The following is a 22,104-nucleotide window of genomic DNA, read 5'->3' as shown; positions in this document are numbered from 1 at the left end:
GGGGGTTAGGCGGCGTCCTAGACCGCGGCGGCCAGCTTTCCGGCCAGCCGCTCCACGTATGCGGCGACCTCGTCGTCGGAGCGGTCCGGCAGGCCGAACAGCACCTCGGTGACCCCCAGCTCGGCCCAGCGCGCCAGCTTCTCGGGCACCGGCTTGAAGTCGAGGGCGACGATCTGGGGCGCGCCGTCGCGGCCCGCCGCCGCCCAGGTGTCCTGCAGCAACCTCACCGGCTCGTCGATGTCGAAGTCGCGTGGGGTGGTGATCCAGCCGTCGGCGCTGCGGGCGATCCACTTGAAGTTCTTCTCGTTGCCGGCAGCGCCCACCAGCACCGGAATCTGAGACTGCACCGGCTTGGGCCACGCCCAGCTCGGCCCGAACTTGACGAACTCGCCGTCGTAGGCGGCTTCTTCCTGCGTCCACAGGGCGCGCATCGCCTCGATGTACTCGCGCAGCATGGTGCGGCGCCGCGCCGGCGGCACGCCGTGGTCGGCGAGTTCGTCGGTGTTCCAGCCGAATCCGACGCCGAGGCTGACCCGGCCCCCGGACAGGTGATCGAGGGTCGCGATGCTTTTGGCCAGGGTGATCGGGTCGTGCTCGACGGGCAGTGCCACCGCGGTGGACAACCGCACCCGCGAGGTCACCGCGCAGGCCGCGCCCAGGCTCACCCAGGGGTCCAGCGTGCGCATGTAGCGGTCGTCCGGCAGCGACGCGTCGCCGGTCGTGGGATGGGCCGCCTCACGCTTGACCGGGATGTGGGTGTGTTCGGGCACGTAGAACGTCTGGAAGCCGTGGTCGTCGGCAAGCTTGGCGGCTGCCGCCGGGGAGATGCCGCGGTCGCTGGTGAAAAGCACGAGGCCGTAATCCATGCACAGAATTAGAACGTGTTCTACCTCGGCCGGGCAAGCGCGCTCCCCGGATGGCGATCCGTCACCCCGATCGGCGCTGGTCGCGCCCGTGGGCCGGTCGCAGCCCCACTGCCACCGCAACGTGCGCTAGCGTGGTTGGTCGATCGCGTCGCACGCAAGATCCCCGGGGGTGTTTCGACCGCGGCGCGCCTGAAAGCACAGCGTCGCAGCACGATGGGGCGCCCCAAGGCCCTTCGAGGCACAGGAAGCAACAGGAGGAGTAATGACCTACTCGCCCGGCAGTCCCGGATATCAACCCGCGCAACCCGGCGGCTCCTATGCCGGTGCCACCCCGTCGTTCGCCAAGACCGACGACGGCGAAAGCAAGCTTCCGCTGATCCTCAACATCGCCGTGCTGGCGCTGGGCCTCGCCGTATACCTGCTGAACTTCGGGCCCACCTTCACCATCAGCGCCGACCTCGGCCCGGGTGGCGGGCGCGCCGGCGACGCCGGCACCGCCGTCATCGTGGCCGTGCTGGCCGCGCTGCTCGCCGGATTGGGCTTGCTGCCGAAGGCCAGGAGCTACGTCGGCATCGTCGCGGTCATCGCGGTGCTGGGCACCTTGCTGGCCATCACCGAAGTCGTCAACACGCCCGCCGGGTTCTCCGTCGGCTGGGCGATGTGGCCGTTGGTGGGCTGCAGCGTCTTCCAGTCGATCGCGGCCATCTACGCCCTGCTGCTCGACGCCGGCGTCATCACCGCCCCGGCACCGCGCCCCAAGTACGACCCCTACGCGGGCTACGGCCAGTACGGGCAGTACGGCCAATACGGGCAGCAGCCTTACTACGGTCAGCCGGGCGCCCAGCAACACGGCGGACACCAGTCGCAGACCCCGCAGTCCTCGGGCTATGGGGCGCAGTACGGCGGCTACCCGTCGAGCCAGAGCCAGGCCCCGACCCAGGCCGCCATCCCCACCTCTACCGCGGGATTCGGTGCCCAGCAGCCGGGGCCGCAGTCGGGGCCCCAGCCGGCGGCGCAGCAGCACGGACCGTCGACTCCGCCCACCGGGTTCCCCAGCTTCGGCCCGCCGCCGTCGGCCGGTGGCGAGTCGCAGGGCGGTTCGGGCCCCGTCGACCACTCGGGCCAGACCGGGAACCAGCACGGCCAGGAGCAGCAGCAGCAGTCACCGTCTGGGCCGGCTCCTTCGTAACGATGCGCTCTCGCGCGTAACCGGGCACGTGCGCCAAGCGTGAAAAGGGTGTCGGAGAGCGCAGACAACCGGGCAGCGGGCGCTCGCCAGGCGCGTGACCTCGTCCGGGTGGCGTTCGGTCCGGCCGTGGTGGCCCTGGGTATCGTCGCCGCGGTCACGCTGCTGCAGCTGTTGATCGCCAACAGCGACATGACCGGGGCGTTGGGCGCCATCGCCAGCATGTGGCTCGCGGTGCACCAGGTGCCGGTCTCGATCGGTGGCCGCGAACTCGGCGCAATGCCGCTGCTGCCAGTCATTTTCATGGTCTGGGGCACCGCGCGCAGCAGCGCCCGCGCCACCTCCCCGCATTCGTCGTGGCTGGTGGTGCGCTGGGTGATCGCGTCGGCGCTGGGCGGGCCGCTGCTGATGGCCGCGATCGCGCTGGCGGTCATCCACGACGCGTCGTCGGTGATCACCGAGTTGCAGACGCCCAGCGCCCTGCGGGCGTTCGCCAGCGTCCTGGTGGTGCACGCCGTCGGCGCCGCGATCGGCGTGGGATCGCGGGTGGGACGACGCGCGTTGGCGGCCTCGCCGCTGCCCGGTTGGCTCGGCGATTCCCTGCGCGCGGCCGCGGCCGGCGTGCTGGCCTTGTTCGGCCTGTCGGGGCTGGTGACCGCCGGGTCGCTGGTCGTGCACTGGGCGAAGATGCAGGAGCTGTACGGCATCACCGAGTCGATCTTCGGCCAGTTCAGCCTCACCATGCTGTCGGTGCTCTACGCGCCCAACGTCATCGTCGGCACGTCGGCCGTCGCCGTCGGGTCCAGCGCCCATTTGGGCTTCGCGACGTTCAGCTCGTTCACCGTGTTCGGCGGCGACATCCCGGCGCTGCCGATTCTGGCCGCGGCGCCGACGCCGCCGCTGGGGCCGGTGTGGGTCGCGCTGCTCATCGTGGGCGCGTCGTCGGGTGTGGCGGTCGGCCAGCAATGCGCCCGGCGCGCGCTGCCGCTGCTTCCGGCGATGGCCAAACTGCTGGTCGCCGCGGCCGCCGGCGCGCTGGCGATGTCGTTGCTCGCCTACGGCGGCAGCGGCCGGCTCGGTAACTTCGGGCACGTCGGCGTCGACCAGGGGACGTTCGTGGCCGGCGTGTTCTTCTGGTTCGCGGTCGTCGGCTGCGCCACCGTCGTGATGGCCGGCGGGATCCGGCCCGTCGGGCTCGGGAGGCCCAGGCGGCGCAAACGCGCGCCGGCGCCCGCCGCCGGGGAGCCGGCCGACTTCGGGGTGCTTTTCGAGGAGCCCGAAGACAAGCCCGGCGACGAGCCCGCCGACGAGCCCGCCGACGAACCGGCCGATGACGAGGCGCCGCCGCACGCGTGATCGAGCCTGCGTCCAGCGCGTCGACACGCCCGGCAGAGTAGCGCTGGACGCAGGCTCGGCGCCTGGGGCGGACCAGTAGGCTCGCCGATGTGTCCGAGCCGCTCCACGTGCCCCCCAGCGCGCCGGCGCGGGTGGTGGTGTTGGCGTCCGGCACCGGTTCACTGCTGGCCTCGCTGATCGGCGCCGCCGTCGGCGACTACCCCGCCCGCGTGGTGGCCGTGGGGGCCGATCGTGACTGCCGGGCCACCGAGATCGCCGCCGCGGCGTCGCTGCCCACGTTCACCGTCCGGGTGGGCGACCATTCCGACCGCGACGCCTGGGACGCGGCGATCACCGCCGCCGCCGCCGCGCACGCGCCCGACCTGATCGTATCCGCGGGTTTCATGAGAATCCTTGGTCCCCAATTTCTTTCACGATTCTACGGGCGCATCCTCAACACCCACCCCGCGCTGCTGCCCGCGTTCCCGGGCGCGCACGGGGTGGCCGACGCGTTGGCCTACGGGGTGAAGGTCACAGGCTGTACGGTGCACCTGGTGGATGCGGGCACGGACACCGGGCCGATCGTGGCTCAGCAATCCGTCCCGGTGCTCGACGGCGACGACGAAGAGACACTGCATGAACGCATCAAAATCACCGAACGGCAGCTGTTGGTGGATGTGGTGGCCGCGATCGCGACCCGCGGCGTCACCGTGAACGGACGAAAGGCAACCCTGGGATGAGCACAACATGAGCACCGACGACGGCCTGGGCGCCACCAAGCGGCCCATCCGCCGCGCGCTGATCAGCGTTTACGACAAGACCGGGCTCGTCGACCTCGCCCGCGGGCTCGCCGAGTCGGGCGTCGAGATCGTCTCGACCGGATCGACGGCGAAAACCATCGCCGACAAAGGCATCCCGGTCACCCGGGTGGAGGAACTGACCGGCTTCCCCGAGGTGCTCGACGGCCGCGTCAAGACGCTGCACCCCCGGGTGCATGCGGGGCTGCTGGCCGATCTGCGCAAACCCGAGCACGCCGCGGCGCTCGAAAAACTCGGCATCGCGGCGTTCGAGCTGGTGGTCGTCAACCTGTATCCGTTCAGCGAAACCGTCGACTCTGGCGCGAGCATCGACGAGTGCGTCGAGCAGATCGACATCGGCGGCCCCTCGATGGTGCGCGCCGCCGCCAAGAACCATCCCAGCGTCGCGGTGGTCACCGATCCGCTCGGCTACGACGGCGTGCTCGCCGCGGTCCGCGGTGGCGGGTTTACCCTCGCCGAGCGCAAAAGGCTGGCGGCGCTGGCCTTTCGGCACACCGCGGAATACGACATCGCCGTCGCCGCCTGGATGGAGTCGACGCTGGCGCCCGAACATCCGCCCACGGCGTTTCCGCAGTGGCTGGCCGGCAGCTGGCGGCGCACGACGATGCTGCGCTACGGCGAGAACCCGCATCAGCAGGCGGCCCTCTACAGCGACCCCGCCGCCTGGCCCGGCCTGGCGCAGGCCGAGCAGCTGCACGGAAAAGAGATGTCCTACAACAACTTCACCGACGCCGACGCCGCGTGGCGGGCCGCCTTCGACCACGAAGAGATGTGCGTGGCGATTATCAAGCACGCCAACCCCTGTGGGATCGCGATCTCGTCGGTGTCGGTCGCCGACGCGCACCGCAAGGCGCACGAATGCGATCCGCTGAGCGCCTACGGCGGGGTGATCGCGGCGAACACCGAGGTCAGCGTCGAGATGGCGGAGTACGTGAGCACCATCTTCACCGAGGTGATCGTGGCGCCCGCCTACGCGCCGGGCGCCGTCGAGGCGCTGACCCGCAAGAAGAACATCAGGGTGCTGCTGGCCTCCGAGCCGCTGGCCGGCGGCACCGAGCTGCGACCGGTCAGCGGCGGGCTCCTGGTGCAGCAACGCGACCAGCTCGACGCGCACGGCGACAACCCGGCCAACTGGACGCTGGCCACCGGATCACCGGCGGACCCGAAGACGTTGACCGACCTGGTCTTTGCGTGGCGCGCCTGCCGCGCGGTCAAGTCGAACGCGATCGTGATCGCCGCGGACGGCGCCACCATCGGCGTAGGCATGGGGCAGGTCAACCGGGTGGACGCCGCCCGGCTGGCCGTCGAGAGGGGCGGCGACCGGGTCAAGGGCGCGGTCGCGGCCTCCGACGCGTTCTTCCCGTTCCCCGACGGGCTCGAGACGCTGACGGCCGCCGGGGTGAAGGCCGTCGTGCATCCGGGCGGATCGGTACGCGACGACGAGGTGACCGCGGCGGCGGCCAAGGCCGGCGTCACGGTGTACCTCACCGGAGCCCGCCACTTCGCGCACTGAACGTTCGGCGGGTGGGCCGTGCGGGCAGCGCGTAGCGTGGAGTGGTGCCATCATCGACCAATCTGCCCCGCACCCTCGGCGAACTGCGTGCCGCCGGGCACCGCGAACGGGGCGTCAAGCAGGAAATCCGTGAAAACCTCCTGACCCGCCTGGCCGACGGCGCGGAACGCGAAGCGATCTGGCCGGGCATTTTGGGCTTCGACGACACCGTCTTGCCGCAACTCGAGCGCGCGCTGATCGCCGGTCACGACTTCGTGCTGCTGGGCGAACGCGGCCAGGGCAAGACCCGGCTGCTGCGGGCGCTGGTCGGGCTGCTGGACGAGTGGACGCCGGTCATCGACGGCGCCGAGCTCGGCGAGCACCCGTACACCCCGATCACCCCGGAGTCGATCCGGCGGGCCGCCACGCTCGGCGACGACCTGCCCGTGGCGTGGAAGCACCGCAGCGAGCGCTACACCGAGAAGCTGGCCACGCCCGACACCAGCGTCGCCGACCTGGTCGGTGACATCGACCCGATCAAGGTGGCCGAGGGCCGCAGCCTCGGCGACCCCGAAACCATCGCCTACGGGCTGATCCCGCGCGCGCACCGCGGCATCGTCGCGGTCAACGAGCTGCCCGACCTGGCCGAGCGCATCCAGGTGTCGATGCTCAACGTCATGGAGGAGCGCGACATCCAGGTCCGCGGGTACACGCTGCGCCTGCCGCTGGACGTGCTCGTGGTGGCCAGCGCCAACCCCGAGGACTACACCAACCGGGGCCGCATCATCACCCCGCTCAAGGACCGGTTCGGCGCCGAGATCCGCACGCACTACCCGCTGGAGCTTCAGGCAGAGGTAGGCGTGATCGCGCAGGAGGCGCACCTGAGCGCCCAGGTGCCCGACTACCTCTTGCAGGTGATCGCGCGGTTCGCCCGCTACCTGCGGGAGTCCAACTCGGTCGACCAGCGCTCCGGGGTGTCGGCGCGGTTCGCGATCGCCGCGGCCGAGACCGTGGCCGCCGCCGCCCGCCATCGCGGCGCGGTGCTGGGGGAGACCGACCCGGTGGCCCGGGTGGTCGACCTGGGCACCGTGATCGACGTGCTGCGCGGCAAGCTGGAATTCGAGTCCGGCGAGGAGGGCCGCGAGCAGGCGGTGCTCGAGCACCTGCTGCGCCGGGCGACCGCCGACACCGCGGCCCGGGTACTGGGCGGCGTCGACGTCGGCGCGCTGGTGTCCGCGGTCGAGGGCGGTGCCGCGGTGACGACGGGCGAGCGGGTGTCGGCCAAGGACGTGCTGGCCGCGGTTCCCGGCCTGCCCGTCGTCGACCGCATCGCGGCCAAACTCCACGCCGAGTCCGAGGGCGAACGCGCCGCGGCGCTGGAACTGGCGCTCGAGGCGCTGTATCTGGCCAAGCGCATCGACAAGGTTTCCGGGGAGGGCCAGACGGTCTATGGCTAAACCTTTTTCGAAAGGCCATTCGTCGCGATACTCGGCGTACACCGGCGGGCCCGACCCGCTGGCGCCGCCGGTGGACCTGCGCGAGGCGCTCGAACAGATCGGCCAGGACGTCATGGCCGGCACCTCGCCGCGCCGCGCGCTCTCCGAGTTGCTGCGCCGCGGCACCCAGAACATGCGCGGGGCCGACCAGCTCGCGGCCGAGGCGAATCGCCGCCGGCGGGACCTGTTGCGGCGCAACAATTTAGACGGCACCCTGCAGGAGATCAAGAAACTGCTCGACGAGGCGGTGCTGGCCGAACGCAAGGAGCTGGCGCGCGCCCTGGACGACGACGCCCGCTTCGGCGAGCTGCAACTGGACGCGCTGCCGGCGTCGCCGGCCAAGGCCGTGCAGGAGCTCTCCGACTACAACTGGCGCAGCGCCGAGGCGCGCGAAAAGTACGAGCAGATCAGGGATTTGCTGGGCCGCGAGATGCTCGACCAGCGCTTCGCGGGCATGAAGCAGGCGCTGGAGGGGGCCACCGACGAGGATCGCCAGCGCGTCAACGAGATGCTGGACGACCTCAACGGGCTGCTGGACAAGCACGCCCGCGGCGAGGACACCCAGCAGGACTTCGACGACTTCATGGACAAGCACGGGGAGTTCTTCCCGGAGAACCCCCGCAACGTCGAGGAACTGCTGGACTCGCTGGCCAAGCGCGCCGCCGCCGCGCAGCGCTTCCGCAACAGCCTGAGCCCCGAGCAGCGCGCCGAGCTGGATGCGTTGGCGCAGCAGGCGTTTGGCTCCCCCGCGCTGATGCAGGCGTTGAACCGGCTCGACGCGCACCTGCAGGCCGCCCGGCCGGGTGAGGACTGGACGGGCTCCGAGCAGTTCTCCGGCGACAACCCGTTCGGCATGGGCGAGGGCACGCAGGCGCTGTCGGACATCGCCGAGCTCGAGCAGCTCGCCGAGCAGCTGTCCCAGAGCTATCCGGGCGCCACGATGGACGACGTCGACCTCGACGCGCTGGCCCGCCAGCTCGGCGACGACGCGGCCGTCGACGCGCGCACGCTGGCCGAGCTGGAACGCGCGCTGGTCAATCAAGGGTTTTTGGATCGCGGCTCCGACGGCCAGTGGCGGCTGTCCCCGAAGGCCATGCGGCGGCTCGGCGAGACGGCGTTGCGCGATGTGGCGCAACAGCTTTCGGGCCGCCGCGGCGAGCGGGACCACCGCCGGGCGGGGGCGGCCGGCGAGCTGACCGGTGCGACGCGGCCCTGGCAGTTCGGTGACACCGAGCCGTGGAACATCTCCCGCACGCTGACCAACGCGGTGCTGCGCCAGGCGGGAACCGCCACCGCCGAATGGCCCCTGCGGATCACCGTCGACGACGTCGAGGTGTCCGAGACGGAGACCCGCACGCAGGCCGCGGTCGCGCTGTTGGTGGACACCTCGTTTTCGATGGTGATGGAGAACCGGTGGCTGCCGATGAAGCAGACGGCCCTGGCGCTCAACCACCTGGTGTGCACGCGATTTCGCTCGGATGCGTTGCAGATCATCGCGTTCGGCCGTTACGCCCGCACGGTGACGGCCGCGGAGCTCACCGGTCTGGAGGGTGTCTACGAGCAGGGCACCAACCTGCATCACGCGCTGGCGCTGGCGGGGCGTCACCTGCGGCGCCATCCCAACGCGCAGCCCGTCGTGCTGGTGGTGACCGACGGCGAGCCGACCGCGCACCTCGAGGACTTCGACGGCGAGGGCTCGGCGGTGTTTTTCGATTACCCGCCGCACCCGCGGACCATCGCCCACACCGTGCGCGGGTTCGACGACATGGCGCGCCTCGGCGCGCAGGTGACGATCTTCCGGCTCGGCAGCGACCCGGGCCTGGCGCGGTTCATCGACCAGGTCGCGCGGCGCGTCGAGGGCCGCGTGGTGGTGCCCGATCTGGACGGCCTGGGGGCCGCGGTGGTGGGCGACTACCTGCGGTCGCGACGCCGTCGCTGAGCGCGTCACCACGCATGACTTTCTTTCGACCGGGCAGACGGACGACGAAGGAGGAGACCCCATGACCAGCGTTCCAACGATCGAACTCAACGACGGTGTGCGCATTCCGCAGCTTGGCTTCGGCGTGTTTCAGATCAAGCCCGACGAGACCGCCGAGGCGGTCAAGCGCGCCCTCGACATCGGCTACCGCCATATCGACACCGCCGAAATGTACGGCAACGAAAAGGAAGTCGGGCAAGGGGTGCGTGACGCCGGCCTCGACCGCGCCGACGTGTTCATCACCAGCAAGCTCAACAACGGATTTCACAAGCCCGACGACGCGCGCCGCGCGTTCGACAAGACACTGGAGGCCCTCGGTTCGGACTACGTCGACCTGTTCCTCATCCACTGGCCGCTGCCCACCCTGTATGGCGGGGACTTCGTGTCGACGTGGAAGGTGCTCGAGGAGTTCGCCAAGGACGGGCGCGCGCGCAGCATCGGCGTCTCGAACTTCCAACCGGCACACCTCGATCGGCTCGCCGGCGACACCGACACCGTCCCCTCGGTCAACCAGATCGAGGTCCACCCCTACTTCGGCAACGAGCAGGTCCGCGCCTACGGACGCGACCACGGCATCGCCACCGAGGCGTGGTCGCCGATCGCCCAGGGCAAGGTGCTCGACGACCCGGTGATCACCCGCATCGCCGACGCGCGTGGCAAATCACCCGCACAGGTGGTGCTGCGCTGGCACATCCAGCGGGGCGACATCGTGTTCCCGAAATCCGTTACGCCGGAACGGATCAAAGCCAACTTCGAGCTGTTCGACTTCGAGCTGGACGATCCCGACATGGACGCCATCTCGGCGCTGGACAAGGGCGAATCGGGCAGGACGGGCCCCCACCCGGACGAATTCGACTACGTGCCCAAATGACCGTGGGCACAACGCTTCTGCGCTGAGAGGTGCCGCTAGGGGCGATGCCTGCGGGCCTTGCGCCGGATGCCCACGCCGCCCCATAGCGAAAAGCCGCGAATCTTCACCTTCGGCGCGCCGGGTGTGCCCTGGCCCAGGACTTCGTGGTCGAAGCCGCCCATCACGCCGCGGCCGCGGATCTCAACGTTGACTTCGGGCGGCAGCAGGATGCTCTGGGCGCCCATGATCGAGATCGCGTGGATCTCGACCTCGGTCGAGGTGAAGTCGGCGTAGCGCAGGTCCACCACCCCGCTGCCCCAGAACGTGAAGGTGGTCAGCTTCTTGGGGACGTTCCACCGGCCGCGGCGCTCGAACCCGCTCATCAGCGCGAGCAACAACATCGACGGCGCCGGATTGGGTTTGCCGCCCCTGCGCGGGCTCAACGCGGTGCCCGGCAGGTCGGCCCGGAGCTCGTCCAGCTCCTCATACGTGGTGGCCGCGTACGCCTTGGTCAGGCGGTCTTCGTAGTCCTTGAGCTGCAGCCGGCCCTGCTCGGCCGCGTACGCCAGCAACTGCGCCAGCTGGATGCGATCGGTGTCGGCCGCGCGCGACGTTTGGTCGCGCGTGTCCTTCGCATCGCGCTGTGCTGGGTTGCTCATCATCCATGAGCGTACGACGTCCAGGTTTCGCTGCAAGAGGGTTGGCTAAACTGCAACCTTCCGTCCGGCGCCGGCTTAATCGGCGGCCCCCTCAGCGGGCGCCCAACTGGGCGGGCGCTTTTGCAGGAATGCCAGCATGCCTTCGCGGGCCTCGTCGGATACGAACAGCCGCGCCGACTCCTCGGTGAGCCGCTCGGCGTCCCGGTCGAAGCCCGCCAGCACGGCGGCCGTCGTCAGCGCCTTCGACGCCGCAAGGCCCTGCGGCGAACCGCGGCTCACGTCGGCGACCAGCTGCCGCACCGCGGCCTCGACGTCGTCGACCGCCATCGTCACCAGGCCGATGTCCGCGGCCGTCGCCGCGTCGAAGGTCTCGCCGGTGAGGTAGTAGCGGGCCGCCGCGCGCGGCGCCAGTTTCGGCAGCAGCGTCAGCGAGATGATCGCCGGGGCCACGCCGATGCGGGCTTCGGTCAGCGCGAAGGTGCTGCGCGGGCCGGCGACGGCGATGTCGCAGGCGCCGACCAGGCCGAAGCCGCCGGCCCGGACGTGCCCGTCGACGGCGGCGATCACCGGCAGCGGGGCGGAGACGATGGCGCGCAGCAGCGCCGTCAGTTCCCGGGCCCGGGCCTCCGCCAGCGAAAGAGGGTCGCCCCCGCTGGCCTCGCCGAGGTCCGCCCCGGCGCAGAACGTGCCGCCGGTGTGGCCCAGCACCACCGCCCGCACGCCGGGATCGGCGGCGGCGTCCCGCAGCCCCTGGTGCAGCTGCTCGACGAGCGCGGTCGAAAGCGCGTTGCGATTGTGCGGCGAGTTCAGCGTCAGCCGCGCGAACGGCCCACCGGCGTCGGCCGGGCCGGCGTATTCGACGAGGCTGTCCATCAGTAGCTTCGGGGCAGGCCCAGCGACGTCTGCGCGACGAAGTTCAGGACCATCTCGCGGCTGATCGGGGCGATCCGGCCCAGCCGGGCCGAGGCCAGCATCGCGGCGACGCCGTACTCCTTGGTCAACCCGTTGCCGCCCATGGACTGCACGGCCTGGTCCACCGAACGGGTGGCCGCCTCGGCGGCGGCGTACTTGGCCATGTTGGCGGCCTCGGCGGCGCCCATGTCGTCGCCGCTGTCGTAGAGCGTCGCCGCCTTCTGCATCATCAGCTTGGCCAGCTGGACCTCGATGTGGCACTGCGCCAACGGATGTGACAGCCCCTGGTGGGCGCCGATGGGCGTGCCCCACACCTGGCGGGTCTTGACGTAGTCGACGGCCTTTTCCAGCGCGAACCGCCCCATGCCCACCGAGCTCGCCGCGCCCATGATCCGCTCGGGGTTCAAGCCGGCGAAAAGCTGGGCGATGGCGGCGTCCTCGGCGCCCACCAGCGCGTCGCTGGGCAGCCGGACGTCGTCGAGGAACACCTGGAACTGACGCTCCGGGCTGATAAGCTCCATTTCGATCGGCGTGTAGGCGAATCCGGGCGCGTCCGTGGGCACGACGAACAGCGCCGGCCGGAGCTTGCCCGTCTTCGCCTCCTCGGTCCGGGCCACCACCAGCACCGCCTGCGCCTGGTCGACGCCCGAGATGAAAACCTTCTGGCCCTTGAGGATCCAGTCGCCCCCGTCGCGGCGGGCGGTCGTGATGATCTTGTGCGAGTTGGATCCGGCGTCCGGCTCGGTGATGGCGAACGCCATCGTGAGCGAGCCGTCGGCGATGGCCGGGATCCAGCGCTTCTTTTGTTCTTCGGTGCCGAACTTGCTGATGATGGTGCCGTTGATGGCGGGGGAGACCACCATCAGCAGCAGCGCGCTGCCGGCGGCCGCCATTTCCTCCATCACCAGCGACAGTTCGTAAATGCCGGCGCCGCCGCCGCCGTACTCCTCGGGCAGGTTGACGCCGAGGAAGCCGAGTTTGCCCGCCTCCGCCCACAGTTCGGTGGTGTGCTCGTGGGCGCGGGCCTTCTTCAGGTAGTACTCGCTGCCGTAGTTGGACGCCCACTCGGCCACCGCCTTGCGCAGGGCCCGGCGTTCCTCGTTCTCGATGAAGCTGGTGTCGGTCACGGCGAATCTCCTTCTGCTTGCGGCGCTTCCACGCGTGCGAGGTTTGGCTGGTCGTGATCCGCCGCGCCCGGCTGCGCCGCGCTTGCGATCACTGCGAGGACGGTGCCCACCTCGACTTGCTGACCGGTATCGACGTGGAGCTCGGCGAGCACGCCGTCGACCGGCGCGGCGATGGTGTGTTCCATCTTCATCGCCTCGAGCCAGATCAGCGGCTGCCCGGCGGTGACGGTGTCGCCGACGGCGGCGCCGAGGCGGATGACGTTGCCGGGCATGGGCGCCACCAGGGAGCCCTTTTCGAGGGTCGATCCCGGCTCTGGGAAGCGGGGCAGGGCGATCAGGTGGACCGGTCCGCGCGCGGAATCGACGTAGACGTCGGGGCCGTAGCGGTGCACGGTGAAGCCGCGGTCGACGCCGGCATCGGCCAGCACCACCTGGTCCGGCGCGGACGCGACGAGCCGCACCGTCGCGTCACCGGCAAGTTCCAAACCGGTTCTGCCGAACCGATATTCGACGCGGTGCTCGGTTCCCCCGTCGTCGCGGAAGGTTTTGACCTGGTAGCCCGACGGCAGGTTGCGCCAGCCGCTGGGGATCGAGCCCAGCACCGCGGCATGGGCGCGGTTGTGCGCGGCGTCGGCGAGCGCGGCGGCGACGGCCGACAGCCGGACGGTGGCGGCGTCGGCCAGCGGCGCCGACAGCTCGGCCAAGCCGTGGGTGTCGAAAAACGCGGTGTCGGTGGCGCCGTCGAGGAACGCCCGGTGGCGCAGCACGTTCACCAGCAGCTCGCGGTTGGTGCGCAGGCCGTGCAGGCGCGCGCGGGTCAGCGCGTCGGCCAGCACCAGCGCGGCCCGGCGGCGCGTCGGGGCGTAGGAGACGACCTTGGCCAGCATCGGGTCGTAATGGATCGACACCACCGAGCCGTCGACGATTCCGGAGTCCAGCCGGATGCCGGTGCGGTGGCCCAGCGTGCCGAACTCGGCGCGCACTCCCGGCACGTCGATCGCGTGCACCAGCCCGGCCTGCGGCTGCCAGCCATGCGCGGGGTCCTCGGCGTAGAGGCGGGCCTCGATCGAATGCCCTTGGGAGGCAGGCGGTTCGGGGGCCAGCCGCTCGCCGTCGGCGACCGCGAGCTGCAGCTCGACGAGGTCGAGGCCGGTCGTCTCCTCGGTGACCGGGTGCTCGACCTGCAGGCGGGTGTTCATTTCCAGGAAGTAGAACTCGCCTTCTTGGGAATTTGGGTCGGCCAGGAACTCCACCGTGCCCGCCCCGGTGTAGCCGATCGCGCCGGCCGCCAGCCGGGCGGCGTCGAACAGCCTGGCGCGCATGCCCGGTGTGCGCTCGACCAGCGGCGACGGCGCCTCCTCGATGATCTTCTGGTGCCGGCGCTGGATCGAGCACTCCCGTTCGCCGACGGCCCACACCGTGCCGTGGCCGTCGGCCATGACCTGGACCTCGATGTGGTGTCCGGTGGGCAGGTAGCGCTCACAAAACACGGTCGGGTCGCCGAACGCCGACTGAGCCTCCCGGCGCGCCGCCTCGACTTCGCCTGGCAGGGCGGCTAATTCGCGCACCACCCGCATCCCGCGGCCGCCGCCGCCCGCGGACGCCTTCACCAGCACCGGCAGCTGCGCCTCGGTGACGGTGTCGGGGTCGAGCTCGTCGAGCACCGGCACCCCGGCGGCGGCCATCAGCTTCTTGGATTCGATCTTGGAACCCATCGCGCGCACCGCGTCCACGGGCGGCCCGACCCATGTCAGGCCCGCGGCCTGCACGGCCGCCGCGAAATCGGCGTTCTCCGAGAGGAACCCGTATCCGGGGTGCACCGCGTCGGCGTCGGCGGCGCGGGCGGCCGCGATGATCGCCTCCGCGTTGAGGTAGTCGTCGGTGTTGGGGAGCCGGACCCGGGCGTCGGCCTCGGCGACGTGCGGCGCGGCGGCATCGGGGTCGGTGTAGACGGCGACGGTGGAAAGGCCAAGCCGCCGGCAGGTCGCGAACACCCGCCGGGCGATCTCGCCGCGGTTGGCGACCAGCACTCGGGTGATTCCCATGTCGCTCACATCCGGAAGACGCCGAAGTTCGACGTCCCCTTGATCGGGCCATTGGCGATGGCGGACAAGCACATTCCCAGCACGGTGCGGGTGTCGCGGGGGTCGATCACCCCGTCGTCGTAGAGCATCCCAGACAGCACCAACGGCAGTGACTCGGCCTCGATCTGGCCCTCTATCGCCGCGCGCATGGCAGCGTCAGCCGCGTCGTCGTATTCCTGCCCGCGGGCCTCGGCGGCCGCGCGCGCCACGATCGACAACACGCCCGAGAGCTGGGCGCCGCCCATCACCGCGGCCTTGGCGCTGGGCCAGGCGAACAGGAAACGCGGGTCGTAGGCCCGCCCGCACATCCCGTAATGCCCGGCGCCGTAGGACGCACCGATGAGCAGCGAGATGTGCGGGACGGTCGAGTTGGACACGGCGTTGATCATCATCGAACCGTGCTTGATCATCCCGCCCTCTTCGTAGTCCTTGCCCACCATGTAGCCGGTGGTGTTGTGCAGGAACAGCAAGGGCGTGTTGGAGCGGTTGGCCAGCTGAATGAACTGGGTCGCCTTCTGCGACTCCTCGCTGAACAGTACGCCGCGGGCGTTGGCCAGGATGCCCAGCGGGTAGCCGTGCAGGCGGGCCCACCCGGTCACCAGGGACGAGCCGTACAGGGCCTTGAATTCGTCGAACTCGGAGCCGTCCACGATGCGGGCGATCACCTCGCGCGGGTCGAACGGGATGCGCAGGTCAGCGGGCACGATGCCGATCAGCTCCTCGGCGTCGAACAGCGGCTCGGTGACCGGTCCGGGGGCCGGCCCCTGCTTGACCCAGTTGAGGCGGGCGACGATGCGACGCCCGATGCGGATGGCGTCCAGCTCGTCGACGGCGAAGTAGTCGCCCAAACCCGAGACGCGAGAGTGCATTTCGGCGCCGCCAAGGGATTCGTCGTCGGATTCCTCGCCGGTGGCCATCTTCACCAGCGGGGGGCCGGCCAAAAACACCTTGGAGCGTTCCTTGATCATCACGACGTGGTCCGACATCCCGGGCACGTAGGCCCCGCCCGCGGTGGAGTTGCCGAACACCAGCGCGATGGTCGGGATGCCGGCCGCCGACAGGCGCGTCAGGTCGCGGAACATCCGCCCGCCCGGGATGAAGATTTCCTTTTGGGTCGGCAGGTCGGCCCCACCGGATTCCACCAGGGAAATGACGGGAAGCCGGTTCTCGAAGGCGATTTGGTTGGCGCGCAGGATCTTTTTCAACGTCCACGGGTTGCTGGTGCCGCCCTTGACGGTGGGGTCGTTGGCCACGATCAGGCACTCCACCCCCTCGACCGCGCCGATGCCCACCACCACGCTCGCACCCAGCGTGAAGGGGCTGCCGTAGGCGGCCAACGGGCTCAGCTCCAAAAACGGCGAATCCGGATCGACGAGCAGCTCGATGCGTTCCCGCGCGGTCAGCTTGCCGCGCGCGTGGTGGCGCTCGACATACTTGGGGCCCCCGCCCGCAAGGGCTTTGGCGAGTTCGGCGCCGATCTCCTCGAGCCGCGCGGTCGCCGTCGACGCGGCGTCGGCGTAGGCGGGGGACGTCGGATCGAGGGCGGACTGAAGTACGGTCACGACCACCGCCGGCGACGCAGGGCGCAGGGATGTGGGGGAGGCGGTGCGATCATGATTGATACCCCAGGGTTTTCGCGGCCAGTGCGGTCAGGATTTCGGTGGTGCCGCCGCCGATGCCCAGGATCCGCATGTCCCGGTATTGGCGTTCGACTTCGGACTCGGCCATGTAACCCATCCCGCCGAACAGCTGGACGGCCTGGTTGGCCACCCATTCGCCGGCTTCGACGGCGGTGTTCTTGGCGAAGCAGACCTGCGCGATCAGGTTGGTCTCCCCGGCGAGCTGGCGTTCCACCACGTGGCGCGAGTACACCCGCGCCACGTCGGTGCGCCGGGCCATCTCGGCCAGCGTGTTCTGCACCGACTGGCGCGAGATCAGCGGGCGGCCGAACGTCTCCCGGTCGCGACACCATTGGGCGGTGATGTCCAGGCATCGCTGCGCGCTCGAATAGGCTTGCGCGGCAAGGCCGATGCGCTCCGAGACGAAGGCCTGGGCGATCTGGGCGAAGCCACTGTTTTCGGCGCCGACCAGGTTGGCGGCCGGCACCCGCGCGTCGGTGAAGGACAGCTCCGCGGTGTCCGAGGACCGCCACCCCATCTTGTCCAGCTTGCGGGAGACCTCGAAGCCGGGCGTGCCCTTCTCGATCACCAGCAGCGAAACCCCCGCCGCCCCGGGGCCTCCGGTGCGCACGGCGGTGACGACGTAGTCGGCGCGCACCCCGGAGGTGATGTAGGTCTTGGCGCCGTTGACGACGTAGTGGTCGCCATCCAACACCGCGGCGGTGCGCAGGTGCCCGACGTCCGAACCACCGCCCGGCTCGGTGATGGCCAGCGCGCCGATCTTGTCACCGGCCAGCGTCGGGCGGACGAACTCCTCGATGAGCCGCTCGTCGCCCGAGGCGATCATGTGCGGCACCGCGATGCCGCAGGTGAACAGCGAGGCGTAGACGCCGCCGGGGGCGCCGGCCTGATGCAGCTCCTCGCAGACGATCACCGGGTCCGCGGCGTCGCCGCCGCTTCCGCCGGCCGCTTCGGGAAACCCGGCGCCCAGCAGGCCGGCCGCCCCGGCGCGCCGGTGCAGGTCGCGCGGCAGCTCCCCGCAGCGTTCCCACTCGTCTACGTGGGGCAGGATCTCGCGTTCGGCGAACGCGCGCACCGTCTTTCGCAACTGTTCGCGCTCGGGCGTGGTCCAGACGCTCATAGCAGCCTCTCCGGGATGTCGAGGTAGCGGCCGCGCAGCCACTCGCCCAGGCCCTTTGCCTGGGGATCGAAGCGCGCGTTGTAGGCCACGCCCTGGCCCAGGATGCCGTCGATGACGAAGTTCACCGCCCGCAGGTTCGGCAGCAGGTGGCGGGTGACCTCGAAGTCGGCCGCTTCGGGGAGCAACTCCTTGAGCAGCTCGACGGTCAGCGTGTGGGCAAGCCAGCGCCATTGTTCGTCGGTGCGCACCCACACGCCCACGTTGGCCGAACCGCCCTTGTCGCCGCTGCGCGCCCCCGCGATGCGGCCGAGCGGCACCCGCCGCGTCGGCCCGGCCGGCAGTGGCTCGGGCAACGGCGGGGGTGCGACGGGTGCGAGCTCCAAAGTCTCGGTGGCGCAGGGGATTTCGATGCGAGTGCCGTCGGCCTGCACCGCGATGTGGGGCACCTGCTTGGCGTCGACGTAGCCGGCGGTGAACACTCCGTAGACCTGGCCGTCGCCGGGCGGGGCGGTCACGTGAAAGCCCGGATAGCTGGCCAGCGCCAATTCCACTGCGGCCGAAGAGAACTGGCGTCCGACATTCGAAGGGTCGGGGTCGCGGACGACGCAATGAAGCAGCGCGCTGGCGGCTTCCTCGGTGTCGGCGTCGGCGTGGTCGGTGCGGGCCAGAGACCACTGCAGCTCGGCGGGCTTGACGGTGAGCGCGGCCTCGAGCTGCCGGCGCACCAGGTCGGCCTTGGCCTCGATGTCCAGGCCGGTCAGCACGAACGTCATGGCGTTGCGGAACCCACCGACGCTGTTCAGCGACACCTTCAGCGTGGGCGGCGGCGGCTCGCCGCGCACCCCGCTGATGCGCACCCGGTCGCGGCCGTCGGACGCCAGCTCGACGGTGTCCATGCGGGCGGTCACGTCAGGATTGGCGTAGCGGGCGCCGGCGATCTCGTAGAGCAACTGCGCGGTGACGGTGTCGACGCTGACCAGCCCGCCGGTGCCGGGGTGCTTGGTGATCACCGAGGAGCCGTCGGCGCGGACCTCGGCCAGTGGGAAACCAGCGTGGGTCAGGTCTGCCACCTCGGTGAAAAACGCGTAGTTGCCGCCGGTGGCCTGCACGCCGCATTCGATGACGTGTCCGGCCACCACCGCCCCGGCCAGTGCGTCGTAGTCGGTGCGTCCCCAGCCGAAGTGCGCCGCCGCGGCCCCCACGATCACCGAGGCGTCGGTGACCCGCCCGGTGACGACGACGTCGGCGCCGCCGCCCAGGCACTCGACGATGCCCCACGCTCCCAGGTAGGCGTTCGCCGTCAGCGGCGTGCCCAGGCCCAGCTCGGCGGCGCGCGGTTGCAGGTCGTCGCCCTCGACGTGCGCGACGCGGACGGGGACGCCGAGGCGCTCGGCCAGGGCGCGGATGGCGTCGGCCAGCCCGGCGGGGTTGAGGCCGCCGGCGTTGGCGACGATCCGGACGCCGCGGTCGCGGGCCTCGCCGAGGCAGTCCTCGAGCTGGGTCAGGAAGGTCTTGGCGTAGCCGCGCTCGGGGTGCTTCATCCGGTCGCGGCCGAGGATGAGCATCGTGAGCTCGGCCAGATAGTCCCCGGTCAGGTAGTCCACTGGGTCGTTGGAGTCGCCGGTGAGCATTTCGCGCATCGCCGACAGCCGGTCGCCGTAGAACCCGGAGCAGTTCGCGATCCGAACAGCCGCGGGACCGCCAGCAGACGCCATGGCCCTCCAATCAACCAACCACCCGGTAGGCTAGCGGGTGCCGCCTGACGCCCGTCAAGGAGCTCGGTTGCTCCCGACGGCCGCGACCCTGACACCAGGTACACGACACGCCGCGGACGGACCGCCCTCGCTTCAGTCTCGCGCGGCGGTCCCGCCGAGCACGCCGTTTTGGCCGCCAGCAGGTCACCGACTATCCTGGTACGCAATCGTCGCACGTTAGGCCCGACCGGCCACCCCCGGCGACATACCCCCGACCCGAGGAGTTAGGCCCGACCATGGCCGTACCCAAGCGCAGGATGTCGCGCGCGAACACCCGAAGCCGTCGCGCGCAGTGGAAGGCCACGAAGACCGAGCTCGTCGGTGTCACCGTCGCCGGCCAGAAGCACAAGGTGCCGCGGCGGCTGCTCAAGGCCGCCCGCCTGGGCCTGATCGACCTCGACCGCCGCTAGCCGAATCTCGGCAAACACACGGCGCGCCTCTCAGCCCGCTCTCAGGCGCTAGGACGAAACTGATGGCCGTGCGGATACTTGTCGTCGACGACGATCGCGCGGTGCGCGAGTCGCTGCGCAGGTCGCTTTCCTTCAACGGCTATTCGGTCGAGCTGGCCCACGACGGGGTCGAGGCCCTCGACATGATCGCCAGCGACCGGCCCGACGCGCTCGTCCTGGACGTGATGATGCCTCGGCTGGACGGCCTCGAGGTGTGCCGCCAGCTGCGCAGCACCGGCGACGATTTGCCGATATTGGTGCTCACCGCCCGCGATTCGGTGTCCGAGCGGGTCGCGGGCCTGGACGCCGGCGCCGACGACTACCTGCCGAAGCCCTTCGCCCTCGAAGAGCTGCTGGCGCGGATGCGGGCGCTGCTGCGCCGCACCAAGCCGGACGACGACGCCGATTCGGTGGCGATGAAGTTCTCCGACCTGACCCTGGACCCGGTCACCCGGGAGGTCACCCGGGGGGAGCGCCGAATCAGCTTGACCCGCACCGAGTTTTCCTTGCTGGAAATGTTGATCGCCAACCCGCGCCGGGTGCTCACGCGCAGCCGCATCCTCGAAGAGGTGTGGGGATTCGACTTCCCCACCTCGGGCAACGCGCTGGAGGTCTACGTCGGCTACCTGCGCCGCAAGACGGAAGCCGACGGCGAGCCGCGCCTCATCCACACGGTGCGCGGGGTGGGCTACGTCCTGCGGGAGACACCGCCGTAATGATCCGGTTCCGCCGGCGCCGGCGGCCACCGCTGCCGGCCACCAGCTCGCTGTCGCTGCGGTGGCGGGTGATGCTGTTGGCGATGTCGATGGTGGCCATGGTGGTCGTGCTGATGGCGTTCGCCGTCTACGCCGTGATTTCGGCCGCGCTGTACAGCGATATCGACAACCAACTGCAAAGCCGGGCCCAGCTGCTGATCGCCAGCGGATCCCTGGCCGCCGACCCCGGCAAGGCCATCGAGGGCACCGCCTACTCCGACGTCAACGCGATGCTGGTGAACCCGGGCCACTCCGTCTACACCGCCAACCAGCCCGGCCAAACCCTGCCCGTCGGCTCCACCGAGAAGGCCGTGATCCGCGGCGAGTTGTTCATGTCGCGCCGCACCGCGGCCGATCAGCGGATCCTTGCCATCCATTTGCCCAACGGCAGCTCACTTTTGATCTCCAAGAGCCTCAAGCCGACCGAGGCGGTGATGACCAAACTGCGCTGGGTGCTGCTCATGGTCGGCGGCATCGGCGTCGCGGTCGCCGCGGTGGCCGGGGGTATGGTCACCCGGGCGGGCCTGCGTCCGGTCGCCCGGCTCACCGAAGCCGCCGAACGGGTGGCGCGCACCGACGATCTGCGGCCCATCCCGGTGTTCGGCAGCGACGAATTGGCCAGGCTCACCGAGGCTTTCAACCTGATGCTGCGTGCCTTGGCCGAGTCGCGGGAGCGGCAGGCGCGGCTGGTCACCGACGCCGGGCACGAATTGCGCACCCCGCTGACGTCGCTGCGCACCAACGTCGAGCTGCTGATGGCCTCGATGGAGCCGGGGGCGCCGCGGCTGCCCGAGCAGGAGATGGCTGGCCTGCGCGAAGACGTGCTGGCGCAGATCGAGGAATTGTCAACGCTGGTAGGCGATTTGGTGGACCTCACCCGCGACGATGCCGGTCAGGTGGTGCACGAGACGGTCGACATGTCCGACGTGATCGATCGCAGCCTGGAGCGAGTCCGCCGGCGCCGCAACGACATTCACTTCGACGTCGAGGTGAGCCCCTGGCAGGTCTACGGTGACGCGGCCGGCCTGTCACGCGCGGTGCTGAACCTGATGGACAACGCCGCCAAGTGGAGCCCGCCGGGCGGCCACGTCGCAATCCGGCTGAGCCAACTTGACCCGTCGCACGCCGAGCTGGTCGTCTCCGACCAGGGCCCGGGAATTCCGCCGCACGAGCGGCGACTGGTGTTCGAACGGTTCTACCGATCCGCGTCGGCGCGCGCGCTGCCCGGTTCGGGCCTCGGGCTCGCGATCGTCAAGAAGGTGGTGCTCAACCACGGGGGCCTGTTGCGGGTCGAGGACACCGTTCCGGGCGGCCAGCCCCCCGGAACGTCCATCTACGTGCTGCTGCCCGGCCGCCCGTTGCCGATCGCGACGTCTTCGGCGCCGCCGGGCGACACTGAGATCGACAAGACCGAAGGCGAGACCGACCCCGCCGCACCGGTGGCGGGCGACGCGGTGAACTCTCGGGATTCGGCGAGCGTTATCTCAGTGGACTCTCAGTCTGCGCGGGCACGGTAGGTCTGCAGTTACTGTTGGACTCGAGCGAAGTCGATTTGGCATAGATCCGACAGAGATCCGATATCT

At 70.3% G+C, this 22,104-nt stretch carries 18 protein-coding genes; 10 read left to right on the top strand and 8 right to left on the bottom strand.

The features are described from left to right. Nucleotides 1-17: 17 nt before the first annotated feature. Nucleotides 18-866: an LLM class F420-dependent oxidoreductase gene (locus AWC19_RS12495; protein WP_085078384.1), complete on the bottom strand. Its 849-nt coding sequence runs from the start codon at nucleotides 864-866 to the stop codon at nucleotides 18-20. A gap of 262 nt (nucleotides 867-1,128) precedes the next feature. On the opposite strand from AWC19_RS12495, the gene AWC19_RS12490 reads away from it, so the two are divergent. The 7 genes from AWC19_RS12490 to AWC19_RS12460 all read left to right on the top strand — a co-directional run bounded on the left by AWC19_RS12490 (nucleotide 1,129) and on the right by AWC19_RS12460 (nucleotide 10,042). Then, nucleotides 1,129-2,055: a DUF5336 domain-containing protein gene (locus tag AWC19_RS12490; RefSeq protein WP_085078383.1), complete on the top strand. Its 927-nt coding sequence runs from the start codon at nucleotides 1,129-1,131 to the stop codon at nucleotides 2,053-2,055. Between the two features lie 39 nt (nucleotides 2,056-2,094). Then, the gene (locus AWC19_RS12485; protein WP_085078382.1) at nucleotides 2,095-3,408 is read left to right on the top strand and encodes a cell division protein PerM; all 1,314 of its coding nucleotides are present in this window, start codon (nucleotides 2,095-2,097) and stop codon (nucleotides 3,406-3,408) included. An 89-nt stretch (nucleotides 3,409-3,497) separates the two neighbouring features. Next, nucleotides 3,498-4,127, top strand: a complete 630-nt coding sequence (gene purN / locus AWC19_RS12480; RefSeq protein ID WP_085078381.1) for a phosphoribosylglycinamide formyltransferase — start codon at nucleotides 3,498-3,500, stop codon at nucleotides 4,125-4,127. Nucleotides 4,128-4,134: 7 nt separating this feature from the next. Beyond that, complete coding sequence (gene purH / locus AWC19_RS12475) at nucleotides 4,135-5,718, top strand: bifunctional phosphoribosylaminoimidazolecarboxamide formyltransferase/IMP cyclohydrolase (RefSeq protein WP_085078380.1); 1,584 nt, start codon at nucleotides 4,135-4,137, stop codon at nucleotides 5,716-5,718. A gap of 41 nt (nucleotides 5,719-5,759) precedes the next feature. Next, complete coding sequence (locus AWC19_RS12470; protein ID WP_085078379.1) at nucleotides 5,760-7,154, top strand: sigma 54-interacting transcriptional regulator; 1,395 nt, start codon at nucleotides 5,760-5,762, stop codon at nucleotides 7,152-7,154. Further along, on the top strand, nucleotides 7,147-9,132 hold the full coding sequence (locus AWC19_RS12465; protein WP_085078378.1) for a vWA domain-containing protein: 1,986 nt from the start codon (nucleotides 7,147-7,149) through the stop codon (nucleotides 9,130-9,132). The genes AWC19_RS12470 and AWC19_RS12465 overlap by 8 nt, the downstream gene beginning before the upstream one ends. Nucleotides 9,133-9,193: 61 nt before the next feature. Then, nucleotides 9,194-10,042, top strand: coding sequence for an aldo/keto reductase (locus AWC19_RS12460; protein ID WP_085078377.1), 849 nt, complete (start codon nucleotides 9,194-9,196; stop codon nucleotides 10,040-10,042). A 35-nt stretch (nucleotides 10,043-10,077) separates the two neighbouring features. On the opposite strand, the gene AWC19_RS12455 is transcribed toward AWC19_RS12460, so the two are convergent. The 7 genes from AWC19_RS12455 to AWC19_RS12425 all read right to left on the bottom strand — a co-directional run bounded on the left by AWC19_RS12455 (nucleotide 10,078) and on the right by AWC19_RS12425 (nucleotide 19,278). Next, on the bottom strand, nucleotides 10,078-10,680 hold the full coding sequence (locus AWC19_RS12455) for a DUF1707 SHOCT-like domain-containing protein (protein ID WP_085078431.1): 603 nt from the start codon (nucleotides 10,678-10,680) through the stop codon (nucleotides 10,078-10,080). A 75-nt stretch (nucleotides 10,681-10,755) separates the two neighbouring features. After that, nucleotides 10,756-11,553 (bottom strand): enoyl-CoA hydratase family protein, encoded by a 798-nt coding sequence (locus AWC19_RS12450; RefSeq protein WP_085078376.1) that lies wholly within the window; start codon nucleotides 11,551-11,553, stop codon nucleotides 10,756-10,758. Beyond that, nucleotides 11,553-12,719 carry an acyl-CoA dehydrogenase family protein gene (locus AWC19_RS12445; protein WP_085078375.1) on the bottom strand — a complete coding sequence of 389 codons (1,167 nt, stop codon included), beginning with the start codon at nucleotides 12,717-12,719 and terminating at the stop codon, nucleotides 11,553-11,555. Before AWC19_RS12445 ends, AWC19_RS12450 begins: the two co-directional genes overlap by 1 nt. Next, the gene (locus tag AWC19_RS12440; protein ID WP_085078430.1) at nucleotides 12,716-14,764 is read right to left on the bottom strand and encodes an acetyl/propionyl/methylcrotonyl-CoA carboxylase subunit alpha; all 2,049 of its coding nucleotides are present in this window, start codon (nucleotides 14,762-14,764) and stop codon (nucleotides 12,716-12,718) included. Before AWC19_RS12440 ends, AWC19_RS12445 begins: the two co-directional genes overlap by 4 nt. 5 nt (nucleotides 14,765-14,769) lie before the next feature. Next, a complete protein-coding gene (locus tag AWC19_RS12435) occupies nucleotides 14,770-16,365 on the bottom strand; it encodes an acyl-CoA carboxylase subunit beta (protein ID WP_085078429.1) in 1,596 nt (531 codons plus the stop codon). 49 nt (nucleotides 16,366-16,414) lie between these two features. Then, nucleotides 16,415-17,563, bottom strand: a complete 1,149-nt coding sequence (locus AWC19_RS12430) for an acyl-CoA dehydrogenase family protein (protein ID WP_085078374.1) — start codon at nucleotides 17,561-17,563, stop codon at nucleotides 16,415-16,417. After that, complete coding sequence (locus AWC19_RS12425) at nucleotides 17,560-19,278, bottom strand: acyclic terpene utilization AtuA family protein (protein ID WP_085078373.1); 1,719 nt, start codon at nucleotides 19,276-19,278, stop codon at nucleotides 17,560-17,562. Before AWC19_RS12425 ends, AWC19_RS12430 begins: the two co-directional genes overlap by 4 nt. 275 nt (nucleotides 19,279-19,553) lie before the next feature. On the opposite strand from AWC19_RS12425, the gene rpmF reads away from it, so the two are divergent. The 3 genes from rpmF to AWC19_RS12410 all read left to right on the top strand — a co-directional run bounded on the left by rpmF (nucleotide 19,554) and on the right by AWC19_RS12410 (nucleotide 22,038). Beyond that, nucleotides 19,554-19,727 carry a 50S ribosomal protein L32 gene (gene rpmF, locus AWC19_RS12420; protein ID WP_007168835.1) on the top strand — a complete coding sequence of 58 codons (174 nt, stop codon included), beginning with the start codon at nucleotides 19,554-19,556 and terminating at the stop codon, nucleotides 19,725-19,727. Between the two features lie 68 nt (nucleotides 19,728-19,795). Next, the gene (mprA, locus tag AWC19_RS12415) at nucleotides 19,796-20,482 is read left to right on the top strand and encodes a two-component system response regulator MprA (RefSeq protein WP_085078428.1); all 687 of its coding nucleotides are present in this window, start codon (nucleotides 19,796-19,798) and stop codon (nucleotides 20,480-20,482) included. After that, entirely contained in the window at nucleotides 20,482-22,038 is a 1,557-nt protein-coding gene (locus AWC19_RS12410; protein WP_085078372.1) for a HAMP domain-containing sensor histidine kinase, read from the top strand. The genes mprA and AWC19_RS12410 overlap by 1 nt, the downstream gene beginning before the upstream one ends. The last annotated feature ends 66 nt before the right edge of the window (nucleotides 22,039-22,104 follow it).

The sequence above is a fragment of the Mycobacterium palustre genome, assembly GCF_002101785.1.
Lineage (GTDB): Bacteria > Actinomycetota > Actinomycetes > Mycobacteriales > Mycobacteriaceae > Mycobacterium > Mycobacterium palustre.
This window is presented reverse-complemented; position numbering and strand designations above follow the sequence as displayed.

What these genes read in the sequence shown, in the direction of transcription:
- AWC19_RS12495 (WP_085078384.1), bottom strand. Translation starts at nt 866, where the DNA reads ATGGATTACGGCCTCGTGCTTTTCACCAGCGACCGCGGCATCTCCCCG.
- AWC19_RS12490 (WP_085078383.1), top strand. Translation starts at nt 1,129, where the DNA reads ATGACCTACTCGCCCGGCAGTCCCGGATATCAACCCGCGCAACCCGGC.
- purH (WP_085078380.1), top strand. Translation starts at nt 4,135, where the DNA reads ATGAGCACCGACGACGGCCTGGGCGCCACCAAGCGGCCCATCCGCCGC.
- AWC19_RS12465 (WP_085078378.1), top strand. Translation starts at nt 7,147, where the DNA reads ATGGCTAAACCTTTTTCGAAAGGCCATTCGTCGCGATACTCGGCGTAC.
- AWC19_RS12460 (WP_085078377.1), top strand. Translation starts at nt 9,194, where the DNA reads ATGACCAGCGTTCCAACGATCGAACTCAACGACGGTGTGCGCATTCCG.
- AWC19_RS12455 (WP_085078431.1), bottom strand. Translation starts at nt 10,680, where the DNA reads ATGAGCAACCCAGCACAGCGCGATGCGAAGGACACGCGCGACCAAACG.
- AWC19_RS12450 (WP_085078376.1), bottom strand. Translation starts at nt 11,553, where the DNA reads ATGGACAGCCTCGTCGAATACGCCGGCCCGGCCGACGCCGGTGGGCCG.
- AWC19_RS12440 (WP_085078430.1), bottom strand. Translation starts at nt 14,764, where the DNA reads ATGGGAATCACCCGAGTGCTGGTCGCCAACCGCGGCGAGATCGCCCGG.
- AWC19_RS12430 (WP_085078374.1), bottom strand. Translation starts at nt 17,563, where the DNA reads ATGAGCGTCTGGACCACGCCCGAGCGCGAACAGTTGCGAAAGACGGTG.
- AWC19_RS12425 (WP_085078373.1), bottom strand. Translation starts at nt 19,278, where the DNA reads ATGGCGTCTGCTGGCGGTCCCGCGGCTGTTCGGATCGCGAACTGCTCC.
- rpmF (WP_007168835.1), top strand. Translation starts at nt 19,554, where the DNA reads ATGGCCGTACCCAAGCGCAGGATGTCGCGCGCGAACACCCGAAGCCGT.
- AWC19_RS12410 (WP_085078372.1), top strand. Translation starts at nt 20,482, where the DNA reads ATGATCCGGTTCCGCCGGCGCCGGCGGCCACCGCTGCCGGCCACCAGC.